The 26,303-nt window shown below is 73.2% G+C and carries 15 protein-coding genes and 2 tRNA genes; 4 read left to right on the top strand and 13 right to left on the bottom strand.

Annotated elements, in window-relative coordinates:
• Nucleotides 1-31 precede the first annotated feature (31 nt).
• The 13 genes from Q8R60_17715 to dnaA all read right to left on the bottom strand — a co-directional run bounded on the left by Q8R60_17715 (nt 32) and on the right by dnaA (nt 23,689).
• Nucleotides 32-1,762, bottom strand: a complete 1,731-nt coding sequence (locus Q8R60_17715; GenBank protein MDP3714313.1) for a sensor domain-containing diguanylate cyclase — start codon at nt 1,760-1,762, stop codon at nt 32-34.
• Complete coding sequence (locus tag Q8R60_17710) at nt 1,759-11,196, bottom strand: hypothetical protein (GenBank protein ID MDP3714312.1); 9,438 nt, start codon at nt 11,194-11,196, stop codon at nt 1,759-1,761. The genes Q8R60_17715 and Q8R60_17710 overlap by 4 nt, the downstream gene beginning before the upstream one ends.
• A 219-nt stretch (nt 11,197-11,415) precedes the next feature.
• Nucleotides 11,416-11,488: transfer RNA gene (locus Q8R60_17705), tRNA-Ala, on the bottom strand.
• Nucleotides 11,489-11,507: 19 nt separating this feature from the next.
• On the bottom strand, nt 11,508-11,633 hold the full coding sequence (locus Q8R60_17700; GenBank protein ID MDP3714311.1) for a DLW-39 family protein: 126 nt from the start codon (nt 11,631-11,633) through the stop codon (nt 11,508-11,510).
• Between the two features lie 40 nt (nt 11,634-11,673).
• Nucleotides 11,674-11,747, bottom strand: a tRNA-Ile gene (locus Q8R60_17695).
• Between the two features lie 52 nt (nt 11,748-11,799).
• Nucleotides 11,800-12,714 carry a DUF3566 domain-containing protein gene (locus tag Q8R60_17690; GenBank protein ID MDP3714310.1) on the bottom strand — a complete coding sequence of 305 codons (915 nt, stop codon included), beginning with the start codon at nt 12,712-12,714 and terminating at the stop codon, nt 11,800-11,802.
• Nucleotides 12,711-15,383, bottom strand: coding sequence for a DNA gyrase subunit A (gene gyrA / locus Q8R60_17685; protein ID MDP3714309.1), 2,673 nt, complete (start codon nt 15,381-15,383; stop codon nt 12,711-12,713). Before gyrA ends, Q8R60_17690 begins: the two co-directional genes overlap by 4 nt.
• An 89-nt stretch (nt 15,384-15,472) precedes the next feature.
• Nucleotides 15,473-17,500 carry a DNA topoisomerase (ATP-hydrolyzing) subunit B gene (gene gyrB, locus Q8R60_17680; protein ID MDP3714308.1) on the bottom strand — a complete coding sequence of 676 codons (2,028 nt, stop codon included), beginning with the start codon at nt 17,498-17,500 and terminating at the stop codon, nt 15,473-15,475.
• A gap of 296 nt (nt 17,501-17,796) precedes the next feature.
• Nucleotides 17,797-18,357 (bottom strand): DciA family protein, encoded by a 561-nt coding sequence (locus Q8R60_17675; protein MDP3714307.1) that lies wholly within the window; start codon nt 18,355-18,357, stop codon nt 17,797-17,799.
• Nucleotides 18,347-19,525: a DNA replication/repair protein RecF gene (gene recF, locus Q8R60_17670; protein ID MDP3714306.1), complete on the bottom strand. Its 1,179-nt coding sequence runs from the start codon at nt 19,523-19,525 to the stop codon at nt 18,347-18,349. Before recF ends, Q8R60_17675 begins: the two co-directional genes overlap by 11 nt.
• Before the next feature lie 64 nt (nt 19,526-19,589).
• Nucleotides 19,590-20,606 carry a decarboxylating 6-phosphogluconate dehydrogenase gene (gene gnd, locus Q8R60_17665; GenBank protein ID MDP3714305.1) on the bottom strand — a complete coding sequence of 339 codons (1,017 nt, stop codon included), beginning with the start codon at nt 20,604-20,606 and terminating at the stop codon, nt 19,590-19,592.
• A gap of 40 nt (nt 20,607-20,646) precedes the next feature.
• Nucleotides 20,647-21,798 (bottom strand): DNA polymerase III subunit beta, encoded by a 1,152-nt coding sequence (gene dnaN, locus Q8R60_17660; protein ID MDP3714304.1) that lies wholly within the window; start codon nt 21,796-21,798, stop codon nt 20,647-20,649.
• Nucleotides 21,799-22,156: 358 nt separating this feature from the next.
• The gene (gene dnaA, locus Q8R60_17655) at nt 22,157-23,689 is read right to left on the bottom strand and encodes a chromosomal replication initiator protein DnaA (GenBank protein ID MDP3714303.1); all 1,533 of its coding nucleotides are present in this window, start codon (nt 23,687-23,689) and stop codon (nt 22,157-22,159) included.
• 632 nt (nt 23,690-24,321) lie between these two features.
• Here dnaA and rpmH point away from each other — a divergent pair.
• The 4 genes from rpmH to yidC are packed head-to-tail and all read left to right on the top strand — an operon-like array spanning nt 24,322 to nt 26,247.
• Entirely contained in the window at nt 24,322-24,459 is a 138-nt protein-coding gene (rpmH, locus tag Q8R60_17650) for a 50S ribosomal protein L34 (GenBank protein ID MDP3714302.1), read from the top strand.
• Nucleotides 24,460-24,512: 53 nt separating this feature from the next.
• Nucleotides 24,513-24,938: a ribonuclease P protein component gene (locus tag Q8R60_17645; GenBank protein MDP3714301.1), complete on the top strand. Its 426-nt coding sequence runs from the start codon at nt 24,513-24,515 to the stop codon at nt 24,936-24,938.
• A complete protein-coding gene (gene yidD / locus Q8R60_17640) occupies nt 24,935-25,225 on the top strand; it encodes a membrane protein insertion efficiency factor YidD (protein ID MDP3714300.1) in 291 nt (96 codons plus the stop codon). The genes Q8R60_17645 and yidD overlap by 4 nt, the downstream gene beginning before the upstream one ends.
• Nucleotides 25,222-26,247 carry a membrane protein insertase YidC gene (gene yidC, locus Q8R60_17635; protein ID MDP3714299.1) on the top strand — a complete coding sequence of 342 codons (1,026 nt, stop codon included), beginning with the start codon at nt 25,222-25,224 and terminating at the stop codon, nt 26,245-26,247. The genes yidD and yidC overlap by 4 nt, the downstream gene beginning before the upstream one ends.
• Nucleotides 26,248-26,303 lie beyond the last annotated feature (56 nt).

Here is a 26,303-nt window from a genome sequence, read left to right as displayed (position 1 = left end):
GGGGGGTGCCGGCGCCTGAGCCCGCGGCCCGTCAGGCGGAGGGGCGGGGTGACGGGGTCGAGGAGACCTGGTCGGCCGCCGACGGGGTGACGGGCGGAGTGACCGGTGGGGTGGGCGGCGGCTGGACCGGGCGCCCGAGCCGCTGCGACACCGCGCGGCGCAGCAGCGCGTCGACCTGCGCCTCGGGCGGGACGCCCTCGGACACGGTCGTGCGGTTGCGGCCGTCGGCCTTCGAGCGGTAGAGCGCGTCGTCCGCCGCGCGGACGAGGGTGTCGGCGTCACCGGCGTGCGACGGGTAAGTCGCGACGCCGGCGGACGACGTGATCGGGACGATCGAGGGCGCCGCCGAGACCGCGAGCCGCAGCCGCTCGGCGATGATCACGGCCTCTTCGGGGCCGCAGCCCGGCAGCACGACCGCGAACTCCTCGCCGCCGTAGCGGGCCGGGGTGTCGAAGTCGCGGCACTCGCACGACAGCGCCGCGGCGACGTTGCGCAGCACCTCGTCACCGGCCTGGTGGCCGTGGGTGTCGTTGAGGACCTTGAAGAAGTCGATGTCGAGCATGACGAGGCTGACGTGCTCGGCGCTGCGGGTTGCGCGGGCGACCTCGCGCTCCAGCGTCGACTCGAACGTGCGGCGGTTGGCGATCTTGGTGAGGCCGTCGGTGGCCGCGAGCCGCTGCACCTGCTCGAGCAGCCAGGCGTTGCGCAGGGCGAGAGCGGCGTACGACGCCGAGCGCTCCAGACCGGACACGACCCGTCGGGCGATGCGGCCGTTGCCGATGCTGTCGCCGGCGTGCTCGAGGACGAGCGCGCCCATCGGGCGGCCCTCCGCCGACAGCGGGACGACGACGAGGTTCTGCGCGTCGGGCATGAGGCGCGCGATCCACGGGTCGTGCTCGACGTCGAGGCCGGCGACGAGCTGCACCTCGTGGGTCTCGTGGGCGAGCGCGACGACAGCGCTGGCGCCGGGCCGCCCGGGCCGGCGGGCGACCTCGTCGTCGAGGCCGAAGGACGCGAGCAGCGGCAGCTGCCCCTCGGGCCCGGCGAGCACGACGCCGCGCGGGAAGCCGAAGGTGTCGATCGCCGAGTCGAGCAGGGTGCGGGCGACGCTCGCGGAGTCGGCCGTGCGCTCCAGCGACTCGGCCAGCTCGGTGAGGGCCTCGAGGTCGTGGCGGCGGCGGCGCAGCTCGCGCTCGTTGACCGCCGACAGCGACGCGGTGCTGATGGCGACGAGCCAGAGCACGACGACGAAGACGCTGAGGCGCTCACCGGGCGAACCGTTGCCGGGCGCCGCCGCGAAGTCGGTCGTCTGCGCGAAGTTGTAGGCCGCGTAGAGCAGCAGCGAGTGCCACATCGCGAGCTTCAGCCCGGTGCGGTAGGACGCGAGCAGGGCCACCGCTCCGAGGTGCAGCAGGATGAGGAACTGCACCGGGCTGCCCTGCTGCCCGGTGAGATACCACGTCGCGGCGAGCCAGATGCCGTCGAGCATGAGCATGCCGGAGAACAGCGTGACGGCCCGGTGTCGAAGGACCCGACTCGCCAGCTCGGCCAGGCCCACGACGGCGGCATAGCCCGCGGCGACCTGCACGGCGTACCAGCGCGTCACCGCATCGGGCTGCACGACCTCGGGGGCGACGTAGGCCGCGACGAGCGTGATGAGCACGGCAGCGCCACGCAGCCACTGCATGACGCGCAGGCGCTCGGCGACCGGGACGGACTCGCCCACCCCGCTGCCTGCACCACCGCCGAAGAGGGCCCTCATGCGGGTGCACCTCCTGGTCGGAACGCGGGTCCGAAGGTCAGGTCGTCGTCCGCGCCGAGAGGCGCGCCGGCGAGCTTGGGGTCACGGCGGTCGATGCGGTTCTGCACCAAGAGGAAGAGAACCACGATGACGAGCAGTGCGAGGGGCAGTTGCGGCTTCTTGAAGGTGCCAGTGACGGCATCGGCAATCGCCTGCGGGACCTGAAGGTTGTCACCGAAGGGGCGTCCGAGCACGCGCGGTGCGGCTTGGGGGTCGGGCGCCCCGGGGTTGCCGACCGAGCCACCGACCGGCGGAACCCGACGCGGGATCTCGGCGTCACCGTCGGGGGTGAGCGGACCCCTAGGGCCACCCAACGGAGCGCCCGTCGGGGCCGGAGGGGTGGGCGTGCCACCGCCGGATCCGCTGCCGGGACCGCCACTACCCGAGCCGCTCACCGGCGGGACGGGACGAGGGTTGACCACGACCGGGGTGTCGAGCCGAGACTGGGCCGCGACGAGCTCGTAGCTGCCCAGGACGTAGCGGAAGGGGTTGCCCGCCCGGTCGGAGCCCTCGACCACGGCGGTGAAGGCGCCGGGCTGCTGCTTGCTGAGGTCCATGGTCCAGCTCGTCGTGCAAGGCTGGCTGGCAATCGGCACCGCGCTGCGCAGCGTCGTGCACGTCGCCGTAACGGCCTCGTCGAAGCGGAACTGCCACGACAAGGAGGTGAGGACGCCCTCGGTGGCCGCCGGTCGGGCGGTGACGGTGAGGCGGGGCTTCACTCGGTCGAGGACGTAGGAGCCCGTCGTCCAGTCGCTCGCGTTGCCGGCGACGTCGACGTGGCGGACCCGGAAGGTGTAGCTGCCGTCGCCCGTCCCGGACAGGTCGACCTGCTCCGAGAGCGCACACGGCCGCGGGTAGCCGGGCTGCATCACACCGGACCGCAGTAGCTCGCAGACACTGGTGCCACCGGACTCTGGCGGCTGCCATGACCAGGTCACCGAGACGGCCTTGCTAGGCGAGAGCGGCGGGTTGACGAAGACCGGGGCCGCCGGGGGTGTGAGGTCGAGGACGTAGGCGGACCGCACGGCCGCGCCCGTCCGGCCGTCGGGCTGCCGGAGCGCCACCGACACGACGTAGTCGCCCTGGGAGGTGAGCGTCGGCTGGAAGGTCGTCGAGCAGTCGGCGTAGTCCGTCGGCACTGCAGCGGCTCCCGTGGTCAGGGCGCAGCGCAGGACCGTGCCCGCAGGAGCGGCGGCCGGGACGGCGAGCAGCCACACCGGGCGGAGGTCGTTGCTCGGGCTGGCCGGCACGTCGACGATGATCGGCAGCGCCACGGCCGAGCGGTCGAAGACGTAGGAGCTGCTGCGCGCCGGCCCGTCGCCGGCGATGTTGGAGACCCGCACCAGCAGCGTGTAGGTGCCATCGGGCTCGCCACCGAGATTGAGGGTCTTCACGCCGTCGGCGCACGGGGTGAAGTCCTCGATGACCCGGTTGCCGGACTCCAGGCGGCACTCCGCCATGGCCCCGCCGCCGGTCGGGTAGGTGAAGCGCCAGGTCGGGTCGGGCGTCGAACTCGGCGAGCCGGGCTCGAGGGTGAAGATCGGCGCGACCGCGACCAGCGTCACCAGCTCGTAGGGCATCGCCGGGGTCGGCAGCGAGGGGACGCCCGTCGCGCTGACGGCGACGACCGACAGCGTGTAGACGCCGTCTGACGCACCTCCGAGCGGGAGCGCGTAGGGGCTGTCGCAGCCGACGACGGTGGTCGCACCAGTGGCCAGCGACGTCGTCGTGCAGACGGCGGTCGTGCCGGGAGGCAGCGAGAAGGTGAACTCGGGCGCGCGGTCCTTGCCACTCGGCGGGCCGGTGAGCCCGTCCGGAGCGGGCGGCACGACGGTGTCGAGGACGTAGTTCGAGGAGTTGTCCGGGCCGACCACCCCGGCGGCGGTGACGGCGTGGACGGTGAAGCCGTAGCTGCCGTCCGCGGGCAGCTGCACGGTGAAGGGCGAGGCGCAGGGGCCGAGCGGGAAGACGTCGACACCGTCCTGGTCGGTGAGGCGGCACTCCAGGGTGGTCCCTGCGGGGGTGCTCATCTGCCACACCGGGTTGGTCTCTGCCGACGGGCTGCTGGGCACGACGACGCTGACCGCCGGAGCCGCCTGGGTCGACAGCACGAACGTCACCGCACCCGCGGGTCCGGTGTTGCCTGCCGCGTCGGTGACGCGAGCTCGGAACTCGTAGGACCCGTCGCCCGGCAGGGTCACGCGCGTCTGCGCACCGGCCTGGCTGACAGGGCAGGCTGCCCAGTCGCGCTCCACCAGGCCGTTGAGCCGCAGCTGGCACTCGGCCGTTGCCCCCGACTCGGGCGACGCCACCACGAAGACGGGTGCGACGACGGTCGACGGCGACGGCGGGCCGGTGACGGTCGGGGCGGCCGGCGGGTCCACGTCGTAGAGGTAGGTGGCCGAGGCGACAGCGGAGAGCCCGGCGGACGTGCGGGCCCGGACCGAGAGCCGGTAGGCACCGCTGGGCTCGCCGAACAGGGTGAGGCCGTAGGTGCTCGACGGACAGGGGGCGAAGACGTCGGTGACCAACGTGCCCGGGCGCTCGAGGCGGCACTCCGTCGTCGAGCCCGACGGGGCCACGATGAGGTAGGTCGGCTTGGCGTCAGCCGACGGCGAGGCCGGTGCGGTGACCACCGGGGGGGCGATCGCGGTCGAGTCGAGCACGTGGGCGTCGACCGCCGCGGCGCTGGTGTTGCCGACCGCGTCGACCGCGCGGACCTGCAGGGTGTACGTGCCGTCCGGGAGACCGGTGAGGTCGACCGGCAGCGGGCTCGCGCAGCCGGTGATGTCGCGCACCGCACCGGTCGGAAAGACCAGGCGGCAGACCGGCGTCGAGCCGCCTTCGACGCTGAAGGCCCAGGTCGGGTCGCGGTCCGGCGACGGCGAGCCCGGCCGGCTCAGGAACACCGGCGCAGCAGGGGCGGTCGTGTCGAGGACGTAGGTCGCGAGGCCGCCGAAGCCGGTGTTGCCGGCAGCGTCGGTGAGCCGCACGTTGAGGCTGTAGGGACCGTCCGGCAGGCCGGAGAGCCCGACCGGCACCGGGGACGTGCAGCCCTGCACGACCTCGAGGGGCGTGGTGGAGGCGGGGCTGAAGAGGCGGCAGGTCGCGACCGTCCCGGCCTCTCCGGTGAAGGCGAACGACGGCGTCGTGCTGCGTCCCGTCGCCGGCCCGGTGACGACCGGGGCCGCGGGAGCGACGGTGTCGAGCAGGTAAGTCCCCGACCCGACCGCGCCGGTGAGGCCGGCGGCGTCGGTGGCGCGCACCGCCAGGGAGTAGCTGCCCTCGGGCTGACCGGTCAGGTCCACGTCGACCGGAGCGGCGCACGCAGCCCAGTCGCGCAGCAGGCTCGGGCCGGTGACGCGGCACTCGAGGTCAGCACCCGGCTCGGCCGTGACGCCCCACGTCGGGAGCCGGTCGCGACCGGTCGGTGCGGGCGGGGTGACGACGGGCGCGAGCGGGGCCGTGGTGTCGAGCACGTAGGCGCCACTGCTCCCGACCAGCGAGGTGTTGCCGGCGGCGTCGGTCAGCTGCACCTGCAGCGCCCACGCGCCATCGGCCGACAGCGCCGCGGTCGTCGGGCTCGTGCAGATGACGGGGGCGAGCACTGACGGCTGGCCCGACAGCGCGTAGGAGCACGTCGCCGTCGTACCTGTCTCGCCTGTCCACGCGAAGACCGGCGCGGCATCCGGGCTCGGCCCCGTCGGACCCGTGACCACGGGCGCGACCGGGGCGGTGGTGTCCAGGACGTACGCCGCAGAGGACCCGGTGGCGCTGGTGTTGCCGGCGAGGTCGGTGGTCACGACCTCCAGGACGTAGGAGCCGTCGGGCTCGGCGGTGAGGTCACCCGTGAGGCTGCCGAGGCAGGGCGCGTCGGAGACGACGACCGCGCCGCGCAGCACCCGGCAGGTCGCCGTGACGGCCTCGCCGGTGATGACCCAGACCGGGGCGCGGCTCTGCGACGGCCCGGTCGGACCGGTCACGACGGGAGTGCCAGGCGCGGCGGTGTCGAGGGCGTAGACCGGCGACGTCCCCTCGGGGCCGGTGTTGCCGGCGGCGTCGGTGAGGCGGACCGCGAGGACGTAGCTGCCGTCGGCGCCGAGGGTGCGCGGCAGCGGGCTGGCGCAGGAGCCGAGGGTGACGACGTCGACGCCGTCCCGGCGCAGCACGCACGAGGCGGTGTGGTCGGCGGGGACGGTGAAGCCGTAGGAGACCGCGAGGGTCGGTGCGGTCCCGGTCGGACCGGTCACCGTCGGCGCGTCCGGGGCGACGGTGTCGAGGGAGTAGACCGGCGACAGCCCGGCGGTGGAGGGGTTGCGCGCCCCGTCGTACGACACCACCTCGAGCTGCCAGTCGCCGTCGCTCGCCAGCGTCCGCGTGACCGACAGGCCGCAGGGGGCGAAGGCCTCCTGTGCGACGCCACCGAGCAGCAGGCGGCACTCCTGCGTCGTGCCGGCGTCGGCGGCGATGTCCCACGTCGTCGTCGCCGTCGGCTGGGGGCCGGCGAGGCCGGTCACGACGGGCACGGTCGGGGCGAGCGTGTCGTGGACGAGCACCGGGCTGGTGCCGACCAGGCCGACGTTGCCGGCCGCGTCGACGACCCGGGCGTCGAGCTCGTAGCCGCCGTCGCCCGCCAGCGTCCGCACGACGGGGGTCGCGCACGGACCGGACCAGTCCTCGACGACCACGCCGTCGCGGCGCAGCCGGCACTCGAGCCGACCGGCCTCGGCCGTGACGACCCAGGTCGCGGTCGTCACCGAGGTCGGGCCGGTCGCGCCGGTGACGGTCGGGGCGACGGGCAGCGCGGTGTCGAGCCGGTAGTCGGGACTGCTCGCCGACGGGCCGACGTTGCCGGCCGCGTCGGCGGCGACGACGTCGAGCCGCCAGGTGCCGTCCACGGCGAGCACGCGGTCGATCGGCGACGCGCACGGCGCGAGGGTCTCGACGACCGCGCCGTCGCGGCGGAGCACACAGGTGACGGAAGCCCCGGTCTCGGCGGTCCAGGTCCACTGGACCGAGGTGGTGCTCGCATCACCCGACGGGCCGGCGACGACGGGAGCCGCCGGCGCGATGCGGTCGAGGAGGTACGACGGGCTGCGGACCTCGGCGCTGAGGTTGCCGGCGGCGTCGACGCTGCGCAGCACCAGGACGTGGCTGCCGTCGGTGGTGAGGGTGCGGGCCAGCGGCGACGTGCAGGCGGCCCAGTCCTCGACGACGCCGCCGTCGCGCTCGAGGCGACACTGCGGGGTCGCGTCGGCGGGCACCGTGAACGACCAGGAGACCGCGGTCTGCGGGGCGGACCCGGACGGCGCAGCGGTCAGGGTCGGGACGCCAGGGGCGACGGTGTCGAGGACGAGCGCGGCGCTGGTGCCGGTCGCACTGGCGTTGAGAGCCTGGTCGGTGTCGATGGCCTCGACGCGGTAGCTGCCGTCGCCGCCGAGGGCGACCGGGCCGAGGGTCGTCCCGCAGGACGGGTAGGTCGCGAAGGTCGCGCCGTCGAGGGTGACGACGCAGCTGCGGCTGTCACCGCTCGCCAGGGCCGGCAGCGTCCACGAGGCGCTGCGCACCCGGATCGGGCTGGTCTCGACCGCGACCGCGACCGGAGCCGCCGGGGCGACGCGGTCGAGCACGTAGCCGGGCGCGGTCGTCGCGGCGCTGGTGTTGCCGGCCGCGTCGCGCAGGGCGACGTCGAGCACCCAGGTGCCGTCGGTCGTCAGCGTCGGCGTGAAGGGCGAGGCGCAGTCGACGACGGCACCGCCGTTGAGCGAGCACCGTCCCGTGGCGCCGGCCTCACCGGTCCAGCTCCACGTCGGCGTGTTGTCCTGTGAGGGACCGGTCGGGCTCTGCACCAGCACCGGGGCCGCCGGGGCCGCCGTGTCCAGGACGTACGAGGCGCTCGCGGTAGCGGGACCGGTGTTGCCGTGGTTGTCAGTGAGGCGGACCGACAGCACGTAGGTCGCGTCGCCTCCCCCAGCCAGCGGGTCGGCGAGATCACGCGAGTAGGGCGTCCCGCAGGGGATCCAACCGCCCAGCACGCCGTCACGGTCCAGACGGCACTCCGCCGTCGTGGCAGCCTCGGTGCTGAAGGTCCACACCGGGGTGGTGTCGTTGGAGGGGCTGGCCGGGCTGGTCACTGTCGGCGCCCCGGGAAGGGTCGTCTTGAGCGAGTACAGCCCCGATGCCGTCACAGGACCGACGTTGCCGAGGGCGTCGGTGAGCCGCACCTCCAGGAAGTACGTGCCAACGCCGCTGGGAAGGGTGTACACGTAGGGCGAGGTGCAGCTGACGAACGCGCTCACGACGACCGCCGTGGCGTCGGTGCCCTGACGCAGCTGGCACTCGGCCGTCGCCGTGGGCTCGGGACTGGTCCAGCTCCAGACGGCTCGCTTGGTGTTGCCGTTGCCGCTCGGGCCGGCGACCGCGGCGAGCACCGGCCCGGTCGTGTCGACGACTCGGGCCGGGCTGGTGCCGACCCCACCGGCGTTGCCCGCGGCGTCGGTCGCGAACGCCTCGAGGACGTAGCTGCCGTCGGTCAGGCCAGACGCGGCGTAGGGCGAGGTGCAGGTGCTGAAGGCCCCGCTGCGGTCGTCGTTGCGGACCAGGCGGCACGACAGGACGGCACCGCTCTCGGCGCTGATGGTCCAGCTGATGGCTGTGCTCGTCGACGCACCCGTCGGGGCGCCCGGGAAGGTCGGGACCGCGGGCGCTCCGGTGTCGATGACGTAGCCGACGGCGTTGCGGCCGGTGGCGCCGACGTTGCCCGCGGCGTCGACGACGCGGACCTCGAGGACGTAGCTGCCGTCGGTGAGGCCGCTGTCGGTGCGCGGGAGGGCGCACGGCGCGGTGAAGTCCGGACCCAGCAGCACGCCGTCGCGCAGCAGCCGGCACTCGGCGCGGGCCGGCGCGAGCAGGCTCTCGGCCGTCGACCAGGTCCACTGGATCGTCGGCGTGCTCGACGGTGCCGGACCGGTCAGCGCACTGACGCTCGGGGCGACCGGGGCGGCGGTGTCGAGCAGGTAGCCCGAGCTCGCGGCCGTGGTGCCGGCGTTGCCGGCCGCGTCGTAGAGGACGACGTCGACGCGGTGCAGGCCGTCGTCGGTGAGGGTGCGGGCCAGCGGGGAGGAGCACGGGTCGACGGTCTCGACGGGTGCGCCCTCGTAGTAGCGGGTGCAGACCGCGCGGGTCACGTCGTCGGTCGTCGAGTCGGCAGCCGCCGGTGAGAACGACCACTGCACCGCGGTGGTGCTCCCCGTGCCGGACGGGCCGACGACGACCGGCGTCGGCGGGGCCACCCGGTCGAGGACGTAGGTGGCGCTCGTCGTCACCGGCAGCGCCGAGGCGTTGCCGGCGTCGTCGCGGGCCCGCAGCTCGAGGACGTAGGAGCCGTCGGTCGGCAGGACCTGCGGGAACGGCGTGGCGCACGCCGTCCAGTCGAAGCCGTCAGCCGGCGCCGGCCCGGTGAGGCGGCACTCGAAGCTCGTGCCCGCGTCGGCCGGCGTGCCCGTCGGGAAGCCGAAGCCCCAGCTGACGCTCGGCTCCGACGACGCGCTGGACGGCTGCGACGTGAAGACCGGCTGGGCCGGCGCGACGAGGTCGAGCTCGACGGTCGGGGCGGCGGTCACGCGCTCGTTGCCGGCCTCGTCGACGTCACGGACCTCGAGCACCCACAGACCGCTGGTCGCGCCCCCGGGGAAGGACACCGACGTCGAGCAGGGCGCGTACGCCGTCGGCGTACCTGCGTCCTGGGTGAAGCGGCAGGTGCGGGTGTCACCGGTCGCCGGCGCCGACAGGCCCCAGGTGAGCGCGGCGTCGTTGGTGGGGGTCGACCAGGCGCGCGTGATGGTCGGCGCGCCGGGGGCGACCCGGTCGAGGACCAGGGTGCGCGAGGCGGTGCCGGTCTGGCCGTCGTCGGTGGCGCGGGCGGAGAACAGGTAGCTGCCGTCGTCGGTCAGTGTCGTGGCCGCGGTCGGGCAGGTCGTCCAGTCGTAGACGAGCGCGGTGGTCGGGGCGGTCCGCTCGAGGCGGCACTCGAGCGTCGCGGCCGGGTCGTCGACGGAGGCGCCGAACGTGACGTCGGCGAGGTTGGTCGGGGAGGTGCGGTCCACGGTCGTCGTGACGACGGGGACGACCGTGTCGCGCAGGTAGGTCGCCGGGCTGGTCGTCTCGGCGCTGTCGTTGCCGGCGGCGTCGGAGGCGGTGACCCGCAGCGAGTAGGTGCCCTGGCCGGTGACGGTCTCGGTGTGGGGGCTGGTGCACGCGGTCGTCGAGACGAGGACGCCGTCGAGGTGGAGCGCGCAGCTGCCGGCCGCGACCGGGTGGTCGTCGACGACGGTCCACGACCAGTCGAGCGACCCGGCCTGGCCGGAGCCGCTCGGGCCGGCGGTGAAGGTCACGGTGGGAGCGGCGTTGTCGCGGGCGTAGGTGGCGGAGCTGTCGGTCGACGAGCCGCTGCCGTCGGTGGCGGTCACCGTCAGGACGTAGTCGCCGTCGGTGGTGAGGCCGCCCACCGAGACCGGCGAGGTGGTGCAGTCGGGGGTCGCGACCGTCGTCGCGCCGAGCCGCAGCGCGCAGGTGAGGGTGGCCGGGCCGTCCGCGCCGGCCGCCGGCGGGGAGACGGTGAAGACCGCGGTGTCGCTGGTGCCGACCGTCGGCGTGGCCGTGACCGTCGCGGCGCCGGGGACGCGGTCGAGCTGGTAGGTCGCGCTCGCTGCGACGCCGGTGTTGCCGACGGTGTCCTGCCCGACGACGGACAGCTCGTAGCTGCCCTCGACCTTGCCGGCCAGTGACGTGGTGACGGTGCCGGGGCTGCAGGTGACCGGCTCGGCCGGGCCGGGCGTCGGGGCGGTGCGGGTGAGGGTGCAGGTGATGCTGCCGGCCTCGTCGAGGGTGACCGTCCAGTCGACCGACTCCTCGGCGCTTGGGCTCGTCGGTGCGGTGACGGTCACGACCGGCGCCGTCGCGTCCACCGTGTAGGAGGCGGTGGCGACCGGCCCGAAGGCGCTGCCGTCGTTCTCGACGGCGTGGAGCGTCCACGTCCCATCGGTGAGGCCCGACGTGGTGACGACGGCAGGGTCGGCCGGGCTGGCCTGGCCGGGGTCGCAGACGGCCCAGGTCGCGGGGTCGGGGGCGGTGCCCTGACCGAACCAGCAGGAGGTCGCGTCCAGGCCGTCGGTGTCGACGACCCGCCACAGCACGTCGGTGTCGTTGCCCGGCGACGTCAGCGCGCTGCCGGCCCCCGCGTCGGCGAAGGGACCGGTGATGACCGGAGCCTCGGCGACCGCGTAGGCGGCGGGCATCGGGAGGCCGAGCAGGAGGACGCCGCAGACGGTGAGCAGCCGCAGGAGCAGCACGACGGCGCGCGGTCCACCACGACGCCCTCGCACCAGTTGCAGCATCTGTCGTGCTTCCTCGCCCCCGAGTGACTGCGCGCAGGCGTCCCTCCGCACAGGGCGACCGCCGGCTTGCGCAGGTCACCGTGTGACTGCTTCGGCAGGAGTCGTCCGGAGTATGAGCCTCCGAGCGACACGACTTCAGCCGAACCCCTTCACCCGTTCGGCGCAAGCGTGCGCGGGGACCCGAGGTGAGGGCACTCTGTCCGGGAGGTCCGGTGTGGGTGGAGCCACGGGGACTCGAACCCCGAACCCCCGCGTTGCAAACGCGGTGCTCTGCCAGTTGAGCTATGGCCCCGGCTGTCGGCGCTGGTGCGTCAGCGCAGGTCGGGGGTGGTGGTCGCCTCGGTCCAGAGATCCTTCTCGGCGCGGGCGGCCTTGCGCTTGCGGAGCACCGCTGCCGCGGCACCGAGCAGGGCGAGGATCAGGGCGGGCTTGCGCACGAGTCGCTCCTCGGGTCGCGCGCTGTGGTCAGCACGGTTGTGGGCCTGGGAGGACTTGAACCTCCGGCCTCATCCTTATCAGGGATGCGCTCTAACCATCTGAGCTACAGGCCCGCTGCGCCCTCGCGGGCACGAGCGAGGAGGTTACACGACCAGCGGGCCTGCCTCAGTCGCGCTCGCCCAGGGTGACCTCGACGCCGCCGGTGAACGAGGCGCACAGGTTGTAGAGGAACGCCCCGAGGGTCGCGAGGACGGTGAGCAGCACGACGTCGATCGCGGCCAGCAGCGCCGCCCCACCGACGATGCGACCGGTCGTGAGCAGCGGCGCCGCGGCCGGCCCGCCCTCCGCCCCGGCGTCGGAGGTCAGCTCGGCGTAGAGGTCGTTGACGCTGTCGACGATGCCCAAGGTGGACAGCGCCCCCTGCAGCACCACGGCCGCGACGACGATGACCACGCCCAGGAACAGCGAGATCACGAGCGACGTCACGAAGACCGACCACGGGTCGATGCGCTTGAGGGTGAGCCGCGCCTTGCGCGACCGGGCGATGGGCCGGGCCGCACCGACCTGTCGGGCAGCCGGGCCACCCGGGACCACGGTCGCGCCGCTCGGCAGGCTGCTCGGCGACGGACGACCGGCAGGGGCGGTGCCGGAGCGCAGGGGCGGCGCGGGAGGCAGCGGCGGCGCGGGAGGCAGCGGCGAAGGACGAGGGGGTACGCCGGAGGCGGCCGCCCGCTCGGGTGGCAGTGACGCACCGGTGGGCGGTCCGGCGGGGGCTCCCTGGGCGGTGGGGGCCGGGGGCGCTGCGGAGGGCACAGCACCCGGCACAGCACCCGGCACGGCACCCGGCAGCGGGCGGCCCGCGGTCAACGACCCCGGCAAGGCGGACGGGCTGAGCGGCGGGCGCGACGGCGGGCCGTAGGACGGCAACGGTGATGCCGGACCCCGGCTGCCGCCCCACCCCGCTGCACCCTGGCTCGGGGGGTCGGCCGGCGCGGGCGGGGCGGGGCTCGGCTCCGGACCGGTCTGCTCGTCCCGGTCGGGGCCGGACTCGCCGGGCCCCTCCCCCGGGCGCTCGGTCACGCGTCCTCGTCGGTCTCGTCGGTCTCGGCCGTCTCGTCCGTCTCATCAGTGGCCTCCACCGGATCCGGGTCGGCCGGGTCGGCCGCGCCCGCCTCCACCGGGACGGCGTCGTCCGGCGACGCCTCCGTCGTACCGTCGTCGGTCTCGTCGGTGCCGTCCTCGAGCGCCGGGTCGGCGTTCTCGCTGTTGCGGGCGACCCCGACGACGGTGCTGCCGGCATCGAGGGCGACGAGCTTGACGCCACCCGTCGCGCGCGACAGGAAGCGCAGGTCGTCGATGCGCATCCGGATGACGACGCCGGCGCTGGTGATGGCGAACAGCTCGTCGCGCTCGTCGACGATGAGCGCGGCGACGAGCTGGCCGCGCTTCTCCTCGATCTTGGCGGTGAGGACCCCGGAGCCGCCGCGGCCCTGGCGCTTGTACTGGTCGAGGCGGGTGCGCTTGCCGAAGCCGCCGTCGGTGACGACCATCAGCGCGGCGTCGTCCTGCTCCTCGCCGGCCGGGGCGACCTGCATGGAGAGCAGCTCGTCCTCGTCGCGCAGGCCCATACCGCGCACGCCGCTCGTCGCACGGCCCATCGGGCGCAGCGCGTCGTCGTCGGCGCGGAAGCGGATCGACTGCGCCTTGCGGGAGACGAGCAGCAGGTCGTCCTCGCTGCTGACCAGCGCGGCGCCGATGAGCTCGTCCTCGCGCCCGTGCTCGTCGACCCGCAGGTTGATGGCGATGAGGCCCGAGGAGCGGCCGTTGTCGTACTCGCGCAGCGCGGTCTTCTTCACCAGCCCGCGCTTGGTGGCGAGCACGAGGTAGGGCGCGACGTCGTAGTCCTTGATGTCGAGGACTTGCGCGATCTGCTCGTCGGGCTGGAACGCCAGGATGTTGGCGACGTGCGAGCCGCGGGCGTTGCGGTTGGCCTCGGGCAGCTCGTGGGCGCGGCAGCGGTAGACCCGGCCCTTGTTGGTGAGGAACAGGATCCAGTGGTGGGTCGTCGTCACGAAGAAGTGCTCGACGAGGTCGTCGGTCTTGAGGGCCGCACCCTGTACGCCGCGCCCGCCGCGGCGCTGCTGGCGGTAGAGGTCGGTCTTGGTGCGCTTGGCGTAGCCACCGGCGGAGACCGTGACGACGACGTCCTCCTGCGCGATGAGGTCCTCGGCGGACATGTCGCCCTCGAACCCGACGATCTTCGTCCGGCGGTCGTCGCCGTACTTCGCCGTGATCTCCGCGAGCTCCTCGCCGATGATGCGGCGCTGGCGGGCGGGGTCGGCGAGGATCGCGGTGAGGTCGGCGATCTCGGCCTCGCGCTCGGCGAGCTCGTCCATGATGCGCTGGCGCTCCAGCGCGGCGAGCCGGCGCAGCTGCATGTCGAGGATCGCGACGGCCTGCAGCTCGTCGATGTCGAGCAGCGCCATCAGCTGGCTGCGGGCGGCCTCGGCGCTGTCGGCCGCGCGGATGAGCGCGATGACGGCGTCGAGCTGGTCGAGCGCCTTGGCGAGGGCGCGCAGGATGTGCGCGCGCTCCTCGGCCTTGCGCAGCTGGTAGCGGGTGCGGCGCACGATGACGTCGACCTGGTGGAGCACGTAGTAGTGCACGAACTCGTCGAGCCGCAGCGTGCGCGGCACCCCGTCGACGATCGCCAGCATGTTGGCGCCGAAGGTGGTCTGCAGCTGGGTGTGCTTGTAGAGGTTGTTGAGGACGACCTTCGCGACCGCGTCGCGCTTGAGCACGATGACCAGGCGCTGGCCGGTGCGCAGCGACCCCTCGTCGCGCACGTCGGCGATGCCGCCGATCCGGCCCTCCTTGACGAGCTCGGCGATCGACAGCGCGAGGTTGTCGGGGTTGACCTGGTAGGGCAGGTCGCTGACGACCAGGATCGTGCGACCCTTGGCGTCCTCGTCGACCTCAACCACGGAGCGCATCCGGATCGAGCCGCGGCCGGTGCGGTAGGCCTCCTCGATCCCGCTGCGGCCGACGATGAGACCGCCGGTCGGGAAGTCCGGGCCGTGCACGCGCTCGAGCAGCGCGTCGAGCAGCTCGGTCGGCGTGGCCTCGGGGTGCTCGAGCGCCCACTGGATGCCGGCGGCCACCTCCCGCAGGTTGTGCGGCGGGATGTTGGTGGCCATGCCGACCGCGATGCCGCTGCTGCCGTTGACGAGCAGGTTGGGGATGCGGCTCGGCAGGACGAGCGGCTCCTGGCTGCGGCCGTCGTAGTTGTCCTGGAAGTCGACCGTCTCCTGGTCGATCTCGCGCAGCAGCTCCATCGCGAGCGGGGCCAACCGACACTCGGTGTAGCGCATCGCGGCAGCTGGGTCGTTGCCCGGTGACCCAAAGTTACCGTTGCCGTCGATCATCGGGTAGCGCAGCGACCACGGCTGGGCGAGGCGCACGAGGGCGTCGTAGATGGAGCTGTCGCCGTGCGGGTGGTAGTTGGCCATGACGTCACCGACGACGCGAGCGCACTTGAAGTAGCCGCGGTCGGGGCGGTAGCCCCCGTCGTACATGGCGTAGAGGACCCGGCGGTGGACCGGCTTCAGCCCGTCGCGGACGTCCGGCAGCGCGCGACCGACGATGACCGACATCGCGTAGTCGAGGTAGCTGCGCTGCATCTCGACCTCGATGCCGACCGGCTCGACCCGGTCGTGCGGGGGCGGCGGGGGCGGAACGGTGTCGACCACGGGGGTCCTCTCGCGCTGGCGGGCGGTGTTCCACGTGGAACGCGCGCCCGGCGTTCAGGATCGGTGTTCCACGTGGAACACCGGCGGGACTAGATGTCGAGGAAGCGGACGTCCTTGGCGTTGCGCTGGATGAAGGAGCGTCGGGCGTCGACGTCCTCCCCCATCAGCACGCTGAACAGCTCGTCGGCAGTGGCCGCGTCGTCGAGGGTGACCTGCAGCAGCACGCGCGTGGCCGGGTCCATGGTGGTGTTCCAGAGCTCCTCGGCGTTCATCTCACCGAGGCCCTTGAAGCGCTGGATCGCCTCGCCCGTCTTGGGCAGCTTCTTGCCGGCCTCGAGGCCGGCCGTCACGAGCCCGTCGCGCTCGCGGTCGGAGTAGGCGTACTGGACGTCGCCGCCGTTCCACTTGATCTTGTAGAGCGGGGGCTGTCCCAGGTAGACGTAGCCGCCCTCGATGAGCGGGCGCATGAAGCGGAACAGCAGCGTGAGCAGCAGCGTCCGGATGTGCTGGCCGTCGACGTCGGCGTCGGCCATGAGCACCACCTTGTGGTAGCGCAGCTTCTCGATGTCGAACTCCTCGTGGATCCCCGTCCCGAGGGCGGTGATCATCGCCTGCACCTCGTTGTTCTTGAGGACGCGGTCGATCCGGGCCTTCTCGACGTTGAGGATCTTTCCTCGGATCGGCAGGATCGCCTGGAACTTCGAGTCCCGGCCGCCCTTGGCACTGCCTCCTGCGCTGTCGCCCTCGACGATGTAGACCTCCGCCTCGCGGGGGTCCGTGGACTGGCAGTCGGCGAGCTTGCCGGGCAGCGAGTTGGACTCGAGGAGCCCCTTGCGGCGGGTGAGGTCACGGGCCTGACGGGCGGCGATGCGGGCGCGGGCGGCCTGGGTCGCCTTGAGGATGACGTCTTTGCCGTCGGTCGGGTGGCGGTCCAGCCAGTCCTTCATCATCTCGGTGACGACGCGCTGCACGAAGCCCTTGGCCTCGGAGTTGCCCAGCTTGGTCTTGGTCTGGCCCTCGAACTGGGGGTCGCCGATCTTCAGGCTGATGATCGCGGTGAGGCCCTCGCGGATGTCGGAGCCCTCGAGGTTGGCGTCCTTCTCCTTGAGGTGACCCTTCGCGCGGGCCCACTCGTTGACGACGCGGGTCAGCGCAGCCCGGAAGCCCTCCTCGTGGGTGCCGCCCTCGTGGGTGTTGATCGTGTTGGCGAAGGTGTAGACAGACTCCGAGTAGGAGTCGTTCCACTGCATCGCGACCTCGACCGACATCTGCTGGGTCGACTCGGTGCCGGGTGTCTCGTCCTCGAAGCCGATGATGTTGGCGTGCACCGGCGTGCGGGTCGCGCCGAGGTGGCGGACGAAGTCCTCGAGGCCCCCCGGGTAGCAGAAGACCTCCTCGACGACCTCGCCGCCGGTGAGGTCGAGCCGCTCGTCGCGCAGGGTGATGGACAGCCCCTTGTTGAGGAAGGCCATCTCCTGGATCCGCCGGTGCAGCGTCTCGCGGTTGTAGGTGGTGGTCTCGGTGAAGATGCCGCCGTCGGCCCAGAAGCTGAGCGTCGTGCCGGTCTCGTCGGTCGGGGCGCCCTTCACGAGCTCGCCCGCGATGCTGCGGTCGTAGCGCTGGTTCCACGTGAAACCGTCGCGCTTGATCTCCACCTCGAGGCGGGTCGACAGCGCGTTGACGACCGCGGCACCCACGCCGTGCAGGCCACCGGAGACGGCGTAGCTCTGCGAGTCGAACTTGCCACCGGCGTGCAGGGTCGTCAGGACGACCTCCACGGCCGGGCGACCCTCGCTGTGCATCTCCACCGGGATGCCGCGACCGTTGTCGGTGACACGGACGCCGCCGTCCGCCAGCAGCGTGACGAGGATGGTGTCGCAGTAGCCGGCCAGCGCCTCGTCGACCGCGTTGTCCACGACCTCGTAGACCAGGTGGTGCAGACCGCGCTCACCGGTCGAGCCGATGTACATGCCCGGGCGCTTGCGGACCGCCTCGAGCCCCTCGAGGACGGTGATCGACGACGCGCCGTACTCGGCAGGCACGGCAGGCACGGCAGGCACGGCAGGCGGCACGGCCGGCTCGTCGGTCGGGCCCGGGGGCAGGTTGGTCTCGGTCATGGTCGCGGGGCTCCGCTCCCCTGGCCGCCCGAGGGCAGGCAGGACGTCGTACGGCGGCCAGCGGGCCGGTCTGGTGCTGGCGCCGGTGCTCGTGCGCTGGTCGACCACCGCGGGCGGGAGCCCGTGATCGCCGACGTGCTGCGCGGAGTGTAGCCCCTCCTACCGGGTCCGAACGTCAAGGAGCGGCCCTGTGGACGCGCGTGCCGCGCCGAGGCCCCGCGGCGGTGTCCCCCCACCGGAGCGAGGTCACGCAGCGCCACGGGGCTGCCACGCCTGGCAGAGCCGGAGGCGGGCGGTCAGCCGTAGGTGTCGCGTGGCCCGCGCGCGCCGGGTCCGGTCACGCGCCGCGGCCCCTTGCGCCAGTCCGGCTGAGCCGGGCCGCGGACCTCCACCGAGGTCACCACTCCCTCGCCGACCTGCTCGGTGAGCCTCTTCTGCAGGGTGCGGGTGAGCAGCCGCAGCTGGGTCGCCCACGCCGAGGACTCCGCCACCAGGACGAGCGCGCCGTCGACCAGCGAGGTGGGGCGGCAGTGGTCAGCGATCTCGGGACCGACGAGGCGGTCCCATTCCCCGATCACCCGGGCGCTCGCGGTCGTCGCCTCCCAGCCGCGGTCGGCGACCAGCCGCTTGATGGCGTCGCCGAACAGCACCGGGTCGCGGTCGTCGGCGCCGCTGCCGGACCGGCGCTCGACGGTGCGCAACCGGCGTACGGCGGGTCGACCGGGCTGCAGCCCCTTCTCCCGCGCGGCGGCCTTGGCCCGCGCGAGCGCCGAGCGCGCCAGGTCGATGCCGCTCGGCTCCGGAGCGCTGACGGGCTCGTCGGGCGGCCCACCCGGGCCGGGCGGGTCAGCGGACACGGGTCACCGTGCCGTCGTGCACGTCGTAGCGCCCACCTGCGAGCTGCTCGGGCACGTCGCCCGCGACCGCGGCGGTGACGAGCACCTGCTCGGCCCCCGCGACCAGGCTCGCCAGCCGCTCGCGTCGACCGGTGTCGAGCTCGGCGAAGACGTCGTCGAGGACGAGCACCGGCTCCCCGTCGCCCTGACCGAGCCCCGAGCCGGCATCGCCCTTGAGCAGCTCGTAGGACGCGAGCCGCAGCGCGAGCGCCACCGACCACGACTCGCCGTGCGACGCGTAGCCCTTGACCGGCAGCGGCGTGCCCCCGGAGTCGAGCGTCAGCAGCAGCTCGTCGCGGTGCGGTCCGACGAGCGACACCCCGCGCTCGACCTCCTGCGGCCGCACCCGCGCGAGCTCCGACAGCAGTGCGGCCGACAGCACCTCGCGGTCCTGCGCGCCGCCCTCGGACACCTCCGGCAGCGCCTCACCCAGCGAGCTGCGGTAGTCGAGCGCCGTCGCGCCCTGCCCGCCACTGACCTCCTGGTAGGCCTTCGCGACGTGCGGCCGCAGCCCGTCGACGAGCTCGAGCCGCGCGGCGAGCAGGTCCGCGCCGGCCCGCGCGAGGTGGGCGTCCCACACGTCGAGCGTGCGCATGTCACCGCCGCCGGAGCGGCGCGCGAGGAACGCCGTCTTCAGCAGGGCGTTGCGCTGCTTGAGCACCCGCTCGTAGTCCGACCGCACGGCCGCGAGCCGCGGCGCGCGCAGCACGAGCAGGTCGTCGAGGAAGCGCCGCCGCTCCGACGGGTCGCCGCGCACCAGCGCCAGGTCCTCGGGCGCGAACAACACGGTCCGCAGCAACCCCAGCACCTCACGGGCCCGCGGCACCGGCGCCCGGTTGATGCGCGCCCGGTTGGCCTTGCCGGGGTTGAGCTCGAGCTCGATGAGCGTCGACCGACCATCGCGCTCGACCCGCGCGCGCACCACGGCCCGCTCGGCGCCCGCCCGCACGAGAGGCGCGTCGGTCGAGACCCGGTGCGAGCCGAGCGTCGCGACGTAGAGCAGCGCCTCGGCGACGTTGGTCTTGCCCTGCCCGTTGCTCCCGACCAGCGCGGTGCCGCCCGGACCCAGCTCCAGCTCCAGCGACCCCCAGGACCGGAAGTCGGTGAGCGACAGCGCGGAGACCCTCACGCCCGCCCCACCCGGAGGGGGTACGACGAGAGCCCTTCCGTCGTACGCCTGACTGTCCCTGGGATCATGCGCTCTCGGGCGTCGTCACGTCGGGGTGCGTGCCGGAGGTGCCGCGGCCCATGCTGTCCGCCGGGTCGTTGTCGCCACCGGCCGGCGCGCCCGCGTCGGCACCCGGCGAGTCGGCACCGACCTCGGTGGAGCCCGCGGCGGAGGTGACCGCGTGGCCGCCGAACTGGTTGCGCAGCGCGGCGACGACCTTCATCGCCGGGCTGTCGTCCTGCCGTGAGGCGAAGCGGGCGAACAGCGCCGCGGTGATGACCGGAGCCGGCACCGCGTGGTCGACGGCGGCCTGCACGGTCCATCGGCCCTCGCCGGAGTCGGCGGCGTAGCCCCGCAGCCCCTCGAGGTGCGGGTCCTCGCCGAGCGCGTTGACCATGAGGTCGAGCAGCCAGGAGCGGATGACCGTCCCCTTCTGCCAGCTCCGCACGACGGCCGGGACGTCGGTGATGACGTCGGTCGCCTCCATCAGCTCCCAGCCCTCGGCATAGGCCTGCATCAGGCCGTACTCGATGCCGTTGTGGACCATCTTCGCGAAGTGGCCGGCGCCGACCTTCCCCGCGTGGACGAAGCCGCTGTCGCCCTCGGGCTTGAGGACGTCGAAGAACGGCTGGACCAGCGCGACGTGCTCGGGCTCGCCGCCGCACATCAGCGCATAGCCCTCGGTGAGGCCCCAGACACCGCCGCTCACGCCGCAGTCGACGAAGCCGATCCGCTTCTCTGCCAGGGAGATCGCGTGCCGCTGGTCGTCGGTGTAGCGCGAGTTGCCGCCGTCGATGACGACGTCACCGGGTGCCAGCAGGGCACCGAGCGCGTCGACGGTCTGGTAGGTCGGCTCGCCGGCCGGGACCATCACCCACACCAGCCGCGGGCTTGGCAGCGCCGCGACCAGGGCCTCGAGGCTGTCGACGTCGCGCGCCCCCGCCTCCCGGTCGTAGCCGACGACGGTGTGCCCGCCGAGCCGCAACCGCTCGGCCATGTTGCCGCCCATGCGGCCCAGACCGACCATCCCGATGGTGCCCATGCTGACTCCTCGTCTCGGCTGGCTGCCCCCTACCCGCGGATCAGCCCGACAGGCGCACCGGCATGAGCAGGTAGCGGTAGTCCGCGGGGCGGTCCCCGTCGCGCTTGCCGGTGAGCACCGCCGGACGGGTCGGCCCGGTGAACGACATCGTCGTCGCGTCGGAGCCGACCGCCGACAGCCCGTCGAGGAGGTACTGCGGGTTGAACGCGATCGAGAAGGGCTCGCTCGTGTCGCCCTCCCAGCCGCACTCGATGCGCTCCGAGGCCTGCGCGTCGTCGGCGCCACCGGCCTCGAGCACCACGCCGTCGGCGCCGAACGACAGCCGGACCGGCGCGTTGCGCTGCGCGACGAGGGCGACGCGCTTGACGGCCTCGACGAAGGGCAGCGTGGTGATCTCGGCGCGCACCGAGCTCTCCGACGGCAGCAGCGAGCGGTACTTCGGGAACTCGCCCTCGAGCAGCCGCGACGTCGTGCGCTTGCGGTTGGCTCCGGCCCCGCCCTCGAACCCGATCATCCCCTCACCCGCACCGGTGCCCGCGCTCGACAGCGCGATCGTCACCTCGGAACCGCTGGTGAGCGCCTTCGCGGTCTCCGACAGGGTGCGGGCCGGGACCAGCGCGGTCGCGGACATGCCCGGCTGCTCCGGCTTCCACGGCAGGGTGCGGACCGCGAGGCGGTAGCGGTCGGTCGCGGCGAGGGTGAGCTCCTCGCCCTCGATCTCCAGGCGTACGCCGGTGAGGACCGGCAGCGTGTCGTCGCGGCCGGCGGCGAGCGCTACCTGGGCGACCGCGTCGGCGAACAGGTCGCTGTCGAGCGTGCCCGCCGTCGTCGGCATCGCCGGCAGCGAGGGGTAGTCCTCGACCGGCAGCGTCGGCAGCGTGAAGCGCGCGGCGCCGCAGGTGAGCACCACCCGGTTGCCCTCCAGGCGCAGGTCGACCGGCTGGGCCGGCAGCGCCCGGACGATGTCGGACAGCAGCCGCCCGGGCACGAGCACCCGGCCCGGCTCGGAGACGGTGACGTCGACGGTGACGCGGGAGCTCACCTCGTAGTCGAAGCCGCTCACCGACAGCCCGGACTCACCGGTCTCCAGCAGCAGGCCCAGCAGCACCTGCATCGGCGGGCGGGCCGGCAGGGAGCGGGCCGTCCAGACCACCGCGTCGGCGAGAGCATCGCGCTCGACCCTCAGATCCATGTCTGTGTGTGCCTCTCGGGAGTGCGTGCGCTGGAGCGGTCAGGTGCGGGCGGGTCAGTGTGCCCGATGGGCGGGAGTCCACAGGTCGGGGCCCCGCAACCCCCAGCAGGTTTTCCGGGAGAGAGATCTGGAGTCGTCGTGGTCGGGGTGTGCGCCGCTGTGGACATCGGGCGTCGTCGCAGGTCACGCGGCGTGGCGGCGTGTGAGGTCACTGTGGACCGCACCCCCGACAGCCGGTGGACGGCTGTGGACGGCCGGGCCGTTCCCCACCGCCGTCCCCGGGTCTCGGGATCTGTCCACACGGTTGTCCCCAAGCTGTGCAGAGATCGCGTGGCGCCCGTCACAGAGGGAGAGGGGGTCACTGGCGCGAGCGGGTCTTGATGCGGTTGGTCAGCTCGGCGACCTGGTTGTAGGTCGCGCGCCGCTCCGGCATCTGCCCGCGGATCTTGCGGTCGGCGTGGATGACCGTGGTGTGGTCGCGGCCGCCGAACATCTGCCCGATCTTGGGCAGCGACAGGTCGGTGAGCTCGCGGCAGAGGTACATCGCGATCTGGCGGGCCGTGACGAGCACCCGGGAGCGCGAGGAGCCGCAGAGGTCCTCCATCGTCAGCCCGAAGTACTCCGCCGTCGCCGCCATGATGGTCGCGCCGGTGATCTCCGGCCCGCCCTCGGCAGGGATGAGGTCCTTGAGCACGATCTCGGCCAGGCTCAGGTCGACCGGCTGGCGGTTGAGCGACGCGAAGGCCGTGACCCGGATCAGCGCGCCCTCGAGCTCGCGGATGTTGGTCGAGATCTTGCTGGCGATGAACTCCAGCACGTCCGGCGGCGCCGCGAGCCGGTCGGAGGCCGCCTTCTTGCGCAGGATGGCGATGCGGGTCTCGAGGTCGGGCGGCTGCACGTCGGTGATGAGGCCCCACTCGAAGCGGGTCCGCAGCCGGTCCTCCAGCGTGGAGAGCTGCTTGGGCGGCCGGTCGCTCGAGATGACGATCTGCTTGTTGGCGTTGTGGAGCGTGTTGAACGTGTGGAAGAACTCCTCCTGCGTCCGCTCCTTGTTCTCGAGGAACTGGATGTCGTCGACGAGCAGGACGTCGACGTCGCGGTAGCGCCGCTGGAAGGCCTGCGCCTTGTCGTCACGCAGGCTGTTGATGAAGTCGTTGGTGAACTCCTCCGAGCTCACGTAGCGCACCCGCGCCCCGCTGAAGAGGTTCTGCGCGTAGTGGCCGACCGCGTGCAGCAGGTGCGTCTTGCCCAGCCCCGACTCGCCGTAGACGAACAGCGGGTTGTAGGCCTTGGCCGGTGCCTCGGCGACTGCCACCGACGCGGCGTGCGCGAAGCGGTTGCTGGCCCCGATGACGAAGGTCTCGAAGGTGTACTTGGGGTTGAGGCGCGCCGGCTCGACCGCCTGCTTGCCCTGCCGGGCGCTGTCGCGGCCGGTGCCGGGCAGCGCGAGGCCGTCCTGCCGCGCGAACGCCGGGTCGCGATCGAGCTCGTACGACGCTTCCGTGGCCGCGAAGCTCGGCCGGGCTCCCTGCTCGCGGGCCGTCTCGTCGAGCACCCGCTCGGTCTCGGCGCGCTGCGCCTCACGAGCGTGGGCCCGGTCGCCCTCCGCGTCACCGCGCTCGCCGGCGCCCTCGTGCACATGGGTGGTGCCGGTCTCGTCGAGCGGCTGGACGAGCACGTCGAGGCGCACGTCGCGTCCGAGCGCGGCCGACAGGGCCCCGACGAGCAGGGGGCGCAGCCGGGTCTCGAGGACGTCCTTGACGAAGTCGTTGGGTGTGGCGACGAGCACGGTGTCACCCACCAGACCCACCGGGCGGCTCTGGTCGAGCCAGGCGCGGTGCGACGGTGACAGCGCTCCGTCGGCGAGCCCGGCCAGCGCCCGGTTCCACACCGATTCGAGCGACTCGGGTGACTCGCCGGTCCCGGACTGGCTCCCCGCGGGGTCCGGCAGGTCGTCCACGCGCAGCGCGTCGTCCAGGCCGGTGTCGAGCTCGGTCACGCGGGGTCCTCGCAGGTCAGGGGTGCAGCAGGGGCAGATCACGGGCGGGTCAGGAGTGAGGTCAGCGGTGGGTCCGGCGGCTGCGACGTCCCTCGTCCACACCGCTGTCCACAGGCTGTGGAACGCCCAGGAAGCACCGACCCGGACGCGCGCCATCGAGCGTCCCCGAAGGTGATCACGAGCGGGCTCGCGGGGCGGGCGGGACGTGCGGTGGGCCGGCGCCCGGGACGTGGAGCAGATCCCGGTCGGGTGGAGCGGCCCGTGAGCCGGAGGCTCACGGGGAGGTCGTGCTCGCCGAGCGGTGGCGCGGGGAAGGCCGGCGCGGGCAAACTAACAGCCGGTCCACGGCCCCGCAAGGGTTGTCCACAGGCTGAACCCCGGTTGTGCGGCGTGTCGCAGCCCGAGTGTTTGACCGGCTGCGACGCGGTCCGTACCTTAGGAAGGTCTGTGCCCGCGCAGGCAGCCGTCCGCACCTCGTGGCCAGCACAGACCGCACGATCCACAGACCCCCGGAGAGCCCCGCCGTGAGCAAGCGCACCTTCCAGCCGAACAACCGCCGTCGCGCCAAGACCCACGGCTTCCGGCTGCGCATGCAGACCCGCGCCGGACGCGCGATCCTCGCTGCGCGCCGCCGCAAGGGTCGCAGCGAGCTCTCCGCCTGAGGCTCCTGCCCAGCCTGCACGACCGACGTCCCGCACGACCCGACCGTCCGGAGGTGCGGGTGCTGCCTCCCGCCCACCGGGTGCGCTCCTCGCAGGAGTTCAGCGCTGTGCTGCGCCACGGCGTTCGGGGCAGCGTCCGCAGCAGTGTCTCGGCAGGCGCGCAGCCGCTGCTCACCGTGCACCTGTTGCCGGCCGACGATGGTGCTGCCCGCCCTGCCGCCGCCCCCGCGCGGGCAGGGCTCGTGGTGAGCAAGGCCGTCGGCGGGTCCGTCGTGCGGCACCGCACCTCCCGCCGGCTCCGGCACCTGCTCGCGCCGCACCTCATCGGCCCCGACGCCGACGTCCCGCCCGGCACCACCCTGGTCGTGCGGGCCGCGCCCGCTGCGGGCAGCGCCGACAGCGCGGCGCTTCGGGAGGCGCTCGACGGCGCCCTGCGCGTCGCACTCGAGCGGGCCGGCCGTGCGGGAGCAGACCGATGAGCCCGCTGGCCCGGGTCCTGCGCGCGCTGGTCTCGGCGTACCGCCTGGTCTCCCGGCTGCTGCCCGGCCGCTGCCGCTTCGCTCCGACCTGCAGCGCCTACGCGCTCGAGGCCCTCGCCGTCCACGGCGCCGGTCGCGGCTCGTGGCTCGCGCTGCGGCGGATCGGCCGCTGCCACCCCTTCCACCCCGGCGGGCACGACCCGGTCCCTCCCGCTCGTCAGACCTCGGGGACGATCGTCTCGCCCCTCGACACCGCACCTGGAGCCCGTCCCGTGAGCACCTCATGAGCATCGACTTCCTCGCCACCCCGGTCGCCTTCATCCTCAAGGCGATCCACTCGGGGTTGTCGACGTTCCTCATCGAGGGCAGCGGCCCGGCGTGGGGTCTGTCGATCGTGCTGCTGACGGTGTGCGTGCGGCTCGCGCTGTTCCCGCTGTTCGTCAAGCAGATCAAGAGCCAGCGCCGGATGCAGCAGATCGCTCCGCTGGTCAAGGAGCTGCAGAAGAAGCACAAGGGCGACCGCGAGACGCTCAACGTCGAGATGATGAAGCTCTACAAGGAGCACAACGCCAACCCGATCTCGGGCTGCCTGCCCTTGCTCGTACAGCTGCCGATCTTCTTCGCGCTGTTCAGCGTCATCAACAACTTCGGGCCCGGCAAGAGCCCCAAGTTCGGCCTCACCTCCGAGGACCTCGAGAAGGGCGGCCTCGCGCAGGTCTTCGGCGCGCCGATCGCCGCCAACTTCCGCTCGAGCGTCGAGCAGATCACCACCCTGCAGGGCAACGTCACGACGGTGCGCATCGTCGCGATCGTCATGATCGTGGCGATGGGCGCGTCGACGTTCTGGACGCAGCGGCAGATGATGGCGCGGGCCGGCGCGGTCACCGACCCGCAGCAGGTCATGGTCCAGAAGGTCCTGCTCTACGTCCTGCCGCTGTCCTTCGCGGTCTCCGGCGTGATCTTCCCGATCGGTGTCCTCCTCTACTGGCTCACGACCAACCTCTGGTCGATGGGCCAGCAGCACTTCGTCATCAAGCGGATGCCGCCGATCGTGCCGGGCAAGCCGGGCGCCGCAGGCGGCGCCACTGGCGGCAAGGACAAGGGACCCAAGAGCGGCGGCGCCGCGAAGGACCCGAAGAAGAAGGGTCCCGAGACGGGCTCGACCGACGAGGGCGACGACGGCACCGGGACCGCGCCGACCGCCCACGCGACCGGCACGGCTGTGCTCGCGCAGCGCCAGGTCGCACCGCGCCGGCAGGCCGGCAGCAAGAAGAACAAGAAGAACGCCCGCCGCGGCGGACGTCGCTAGCACCGCTAGCCCACCAGCCCCCGGGAGCACCGCTCCCACCCGTACGGCGCCACCCC

The organism is Mycobacteriales bacterium (assembly GCA_030697205.1).
In the GTDB taxonomy this organism is placed as follows: Bacteria; Actinomycetota; Actinomycetes; order Mycobacteriales; family SCTD01; genus JAUYQP01.
This window is presented reverse-complemented; position numbering and strand designations above follow the sequence as displayed.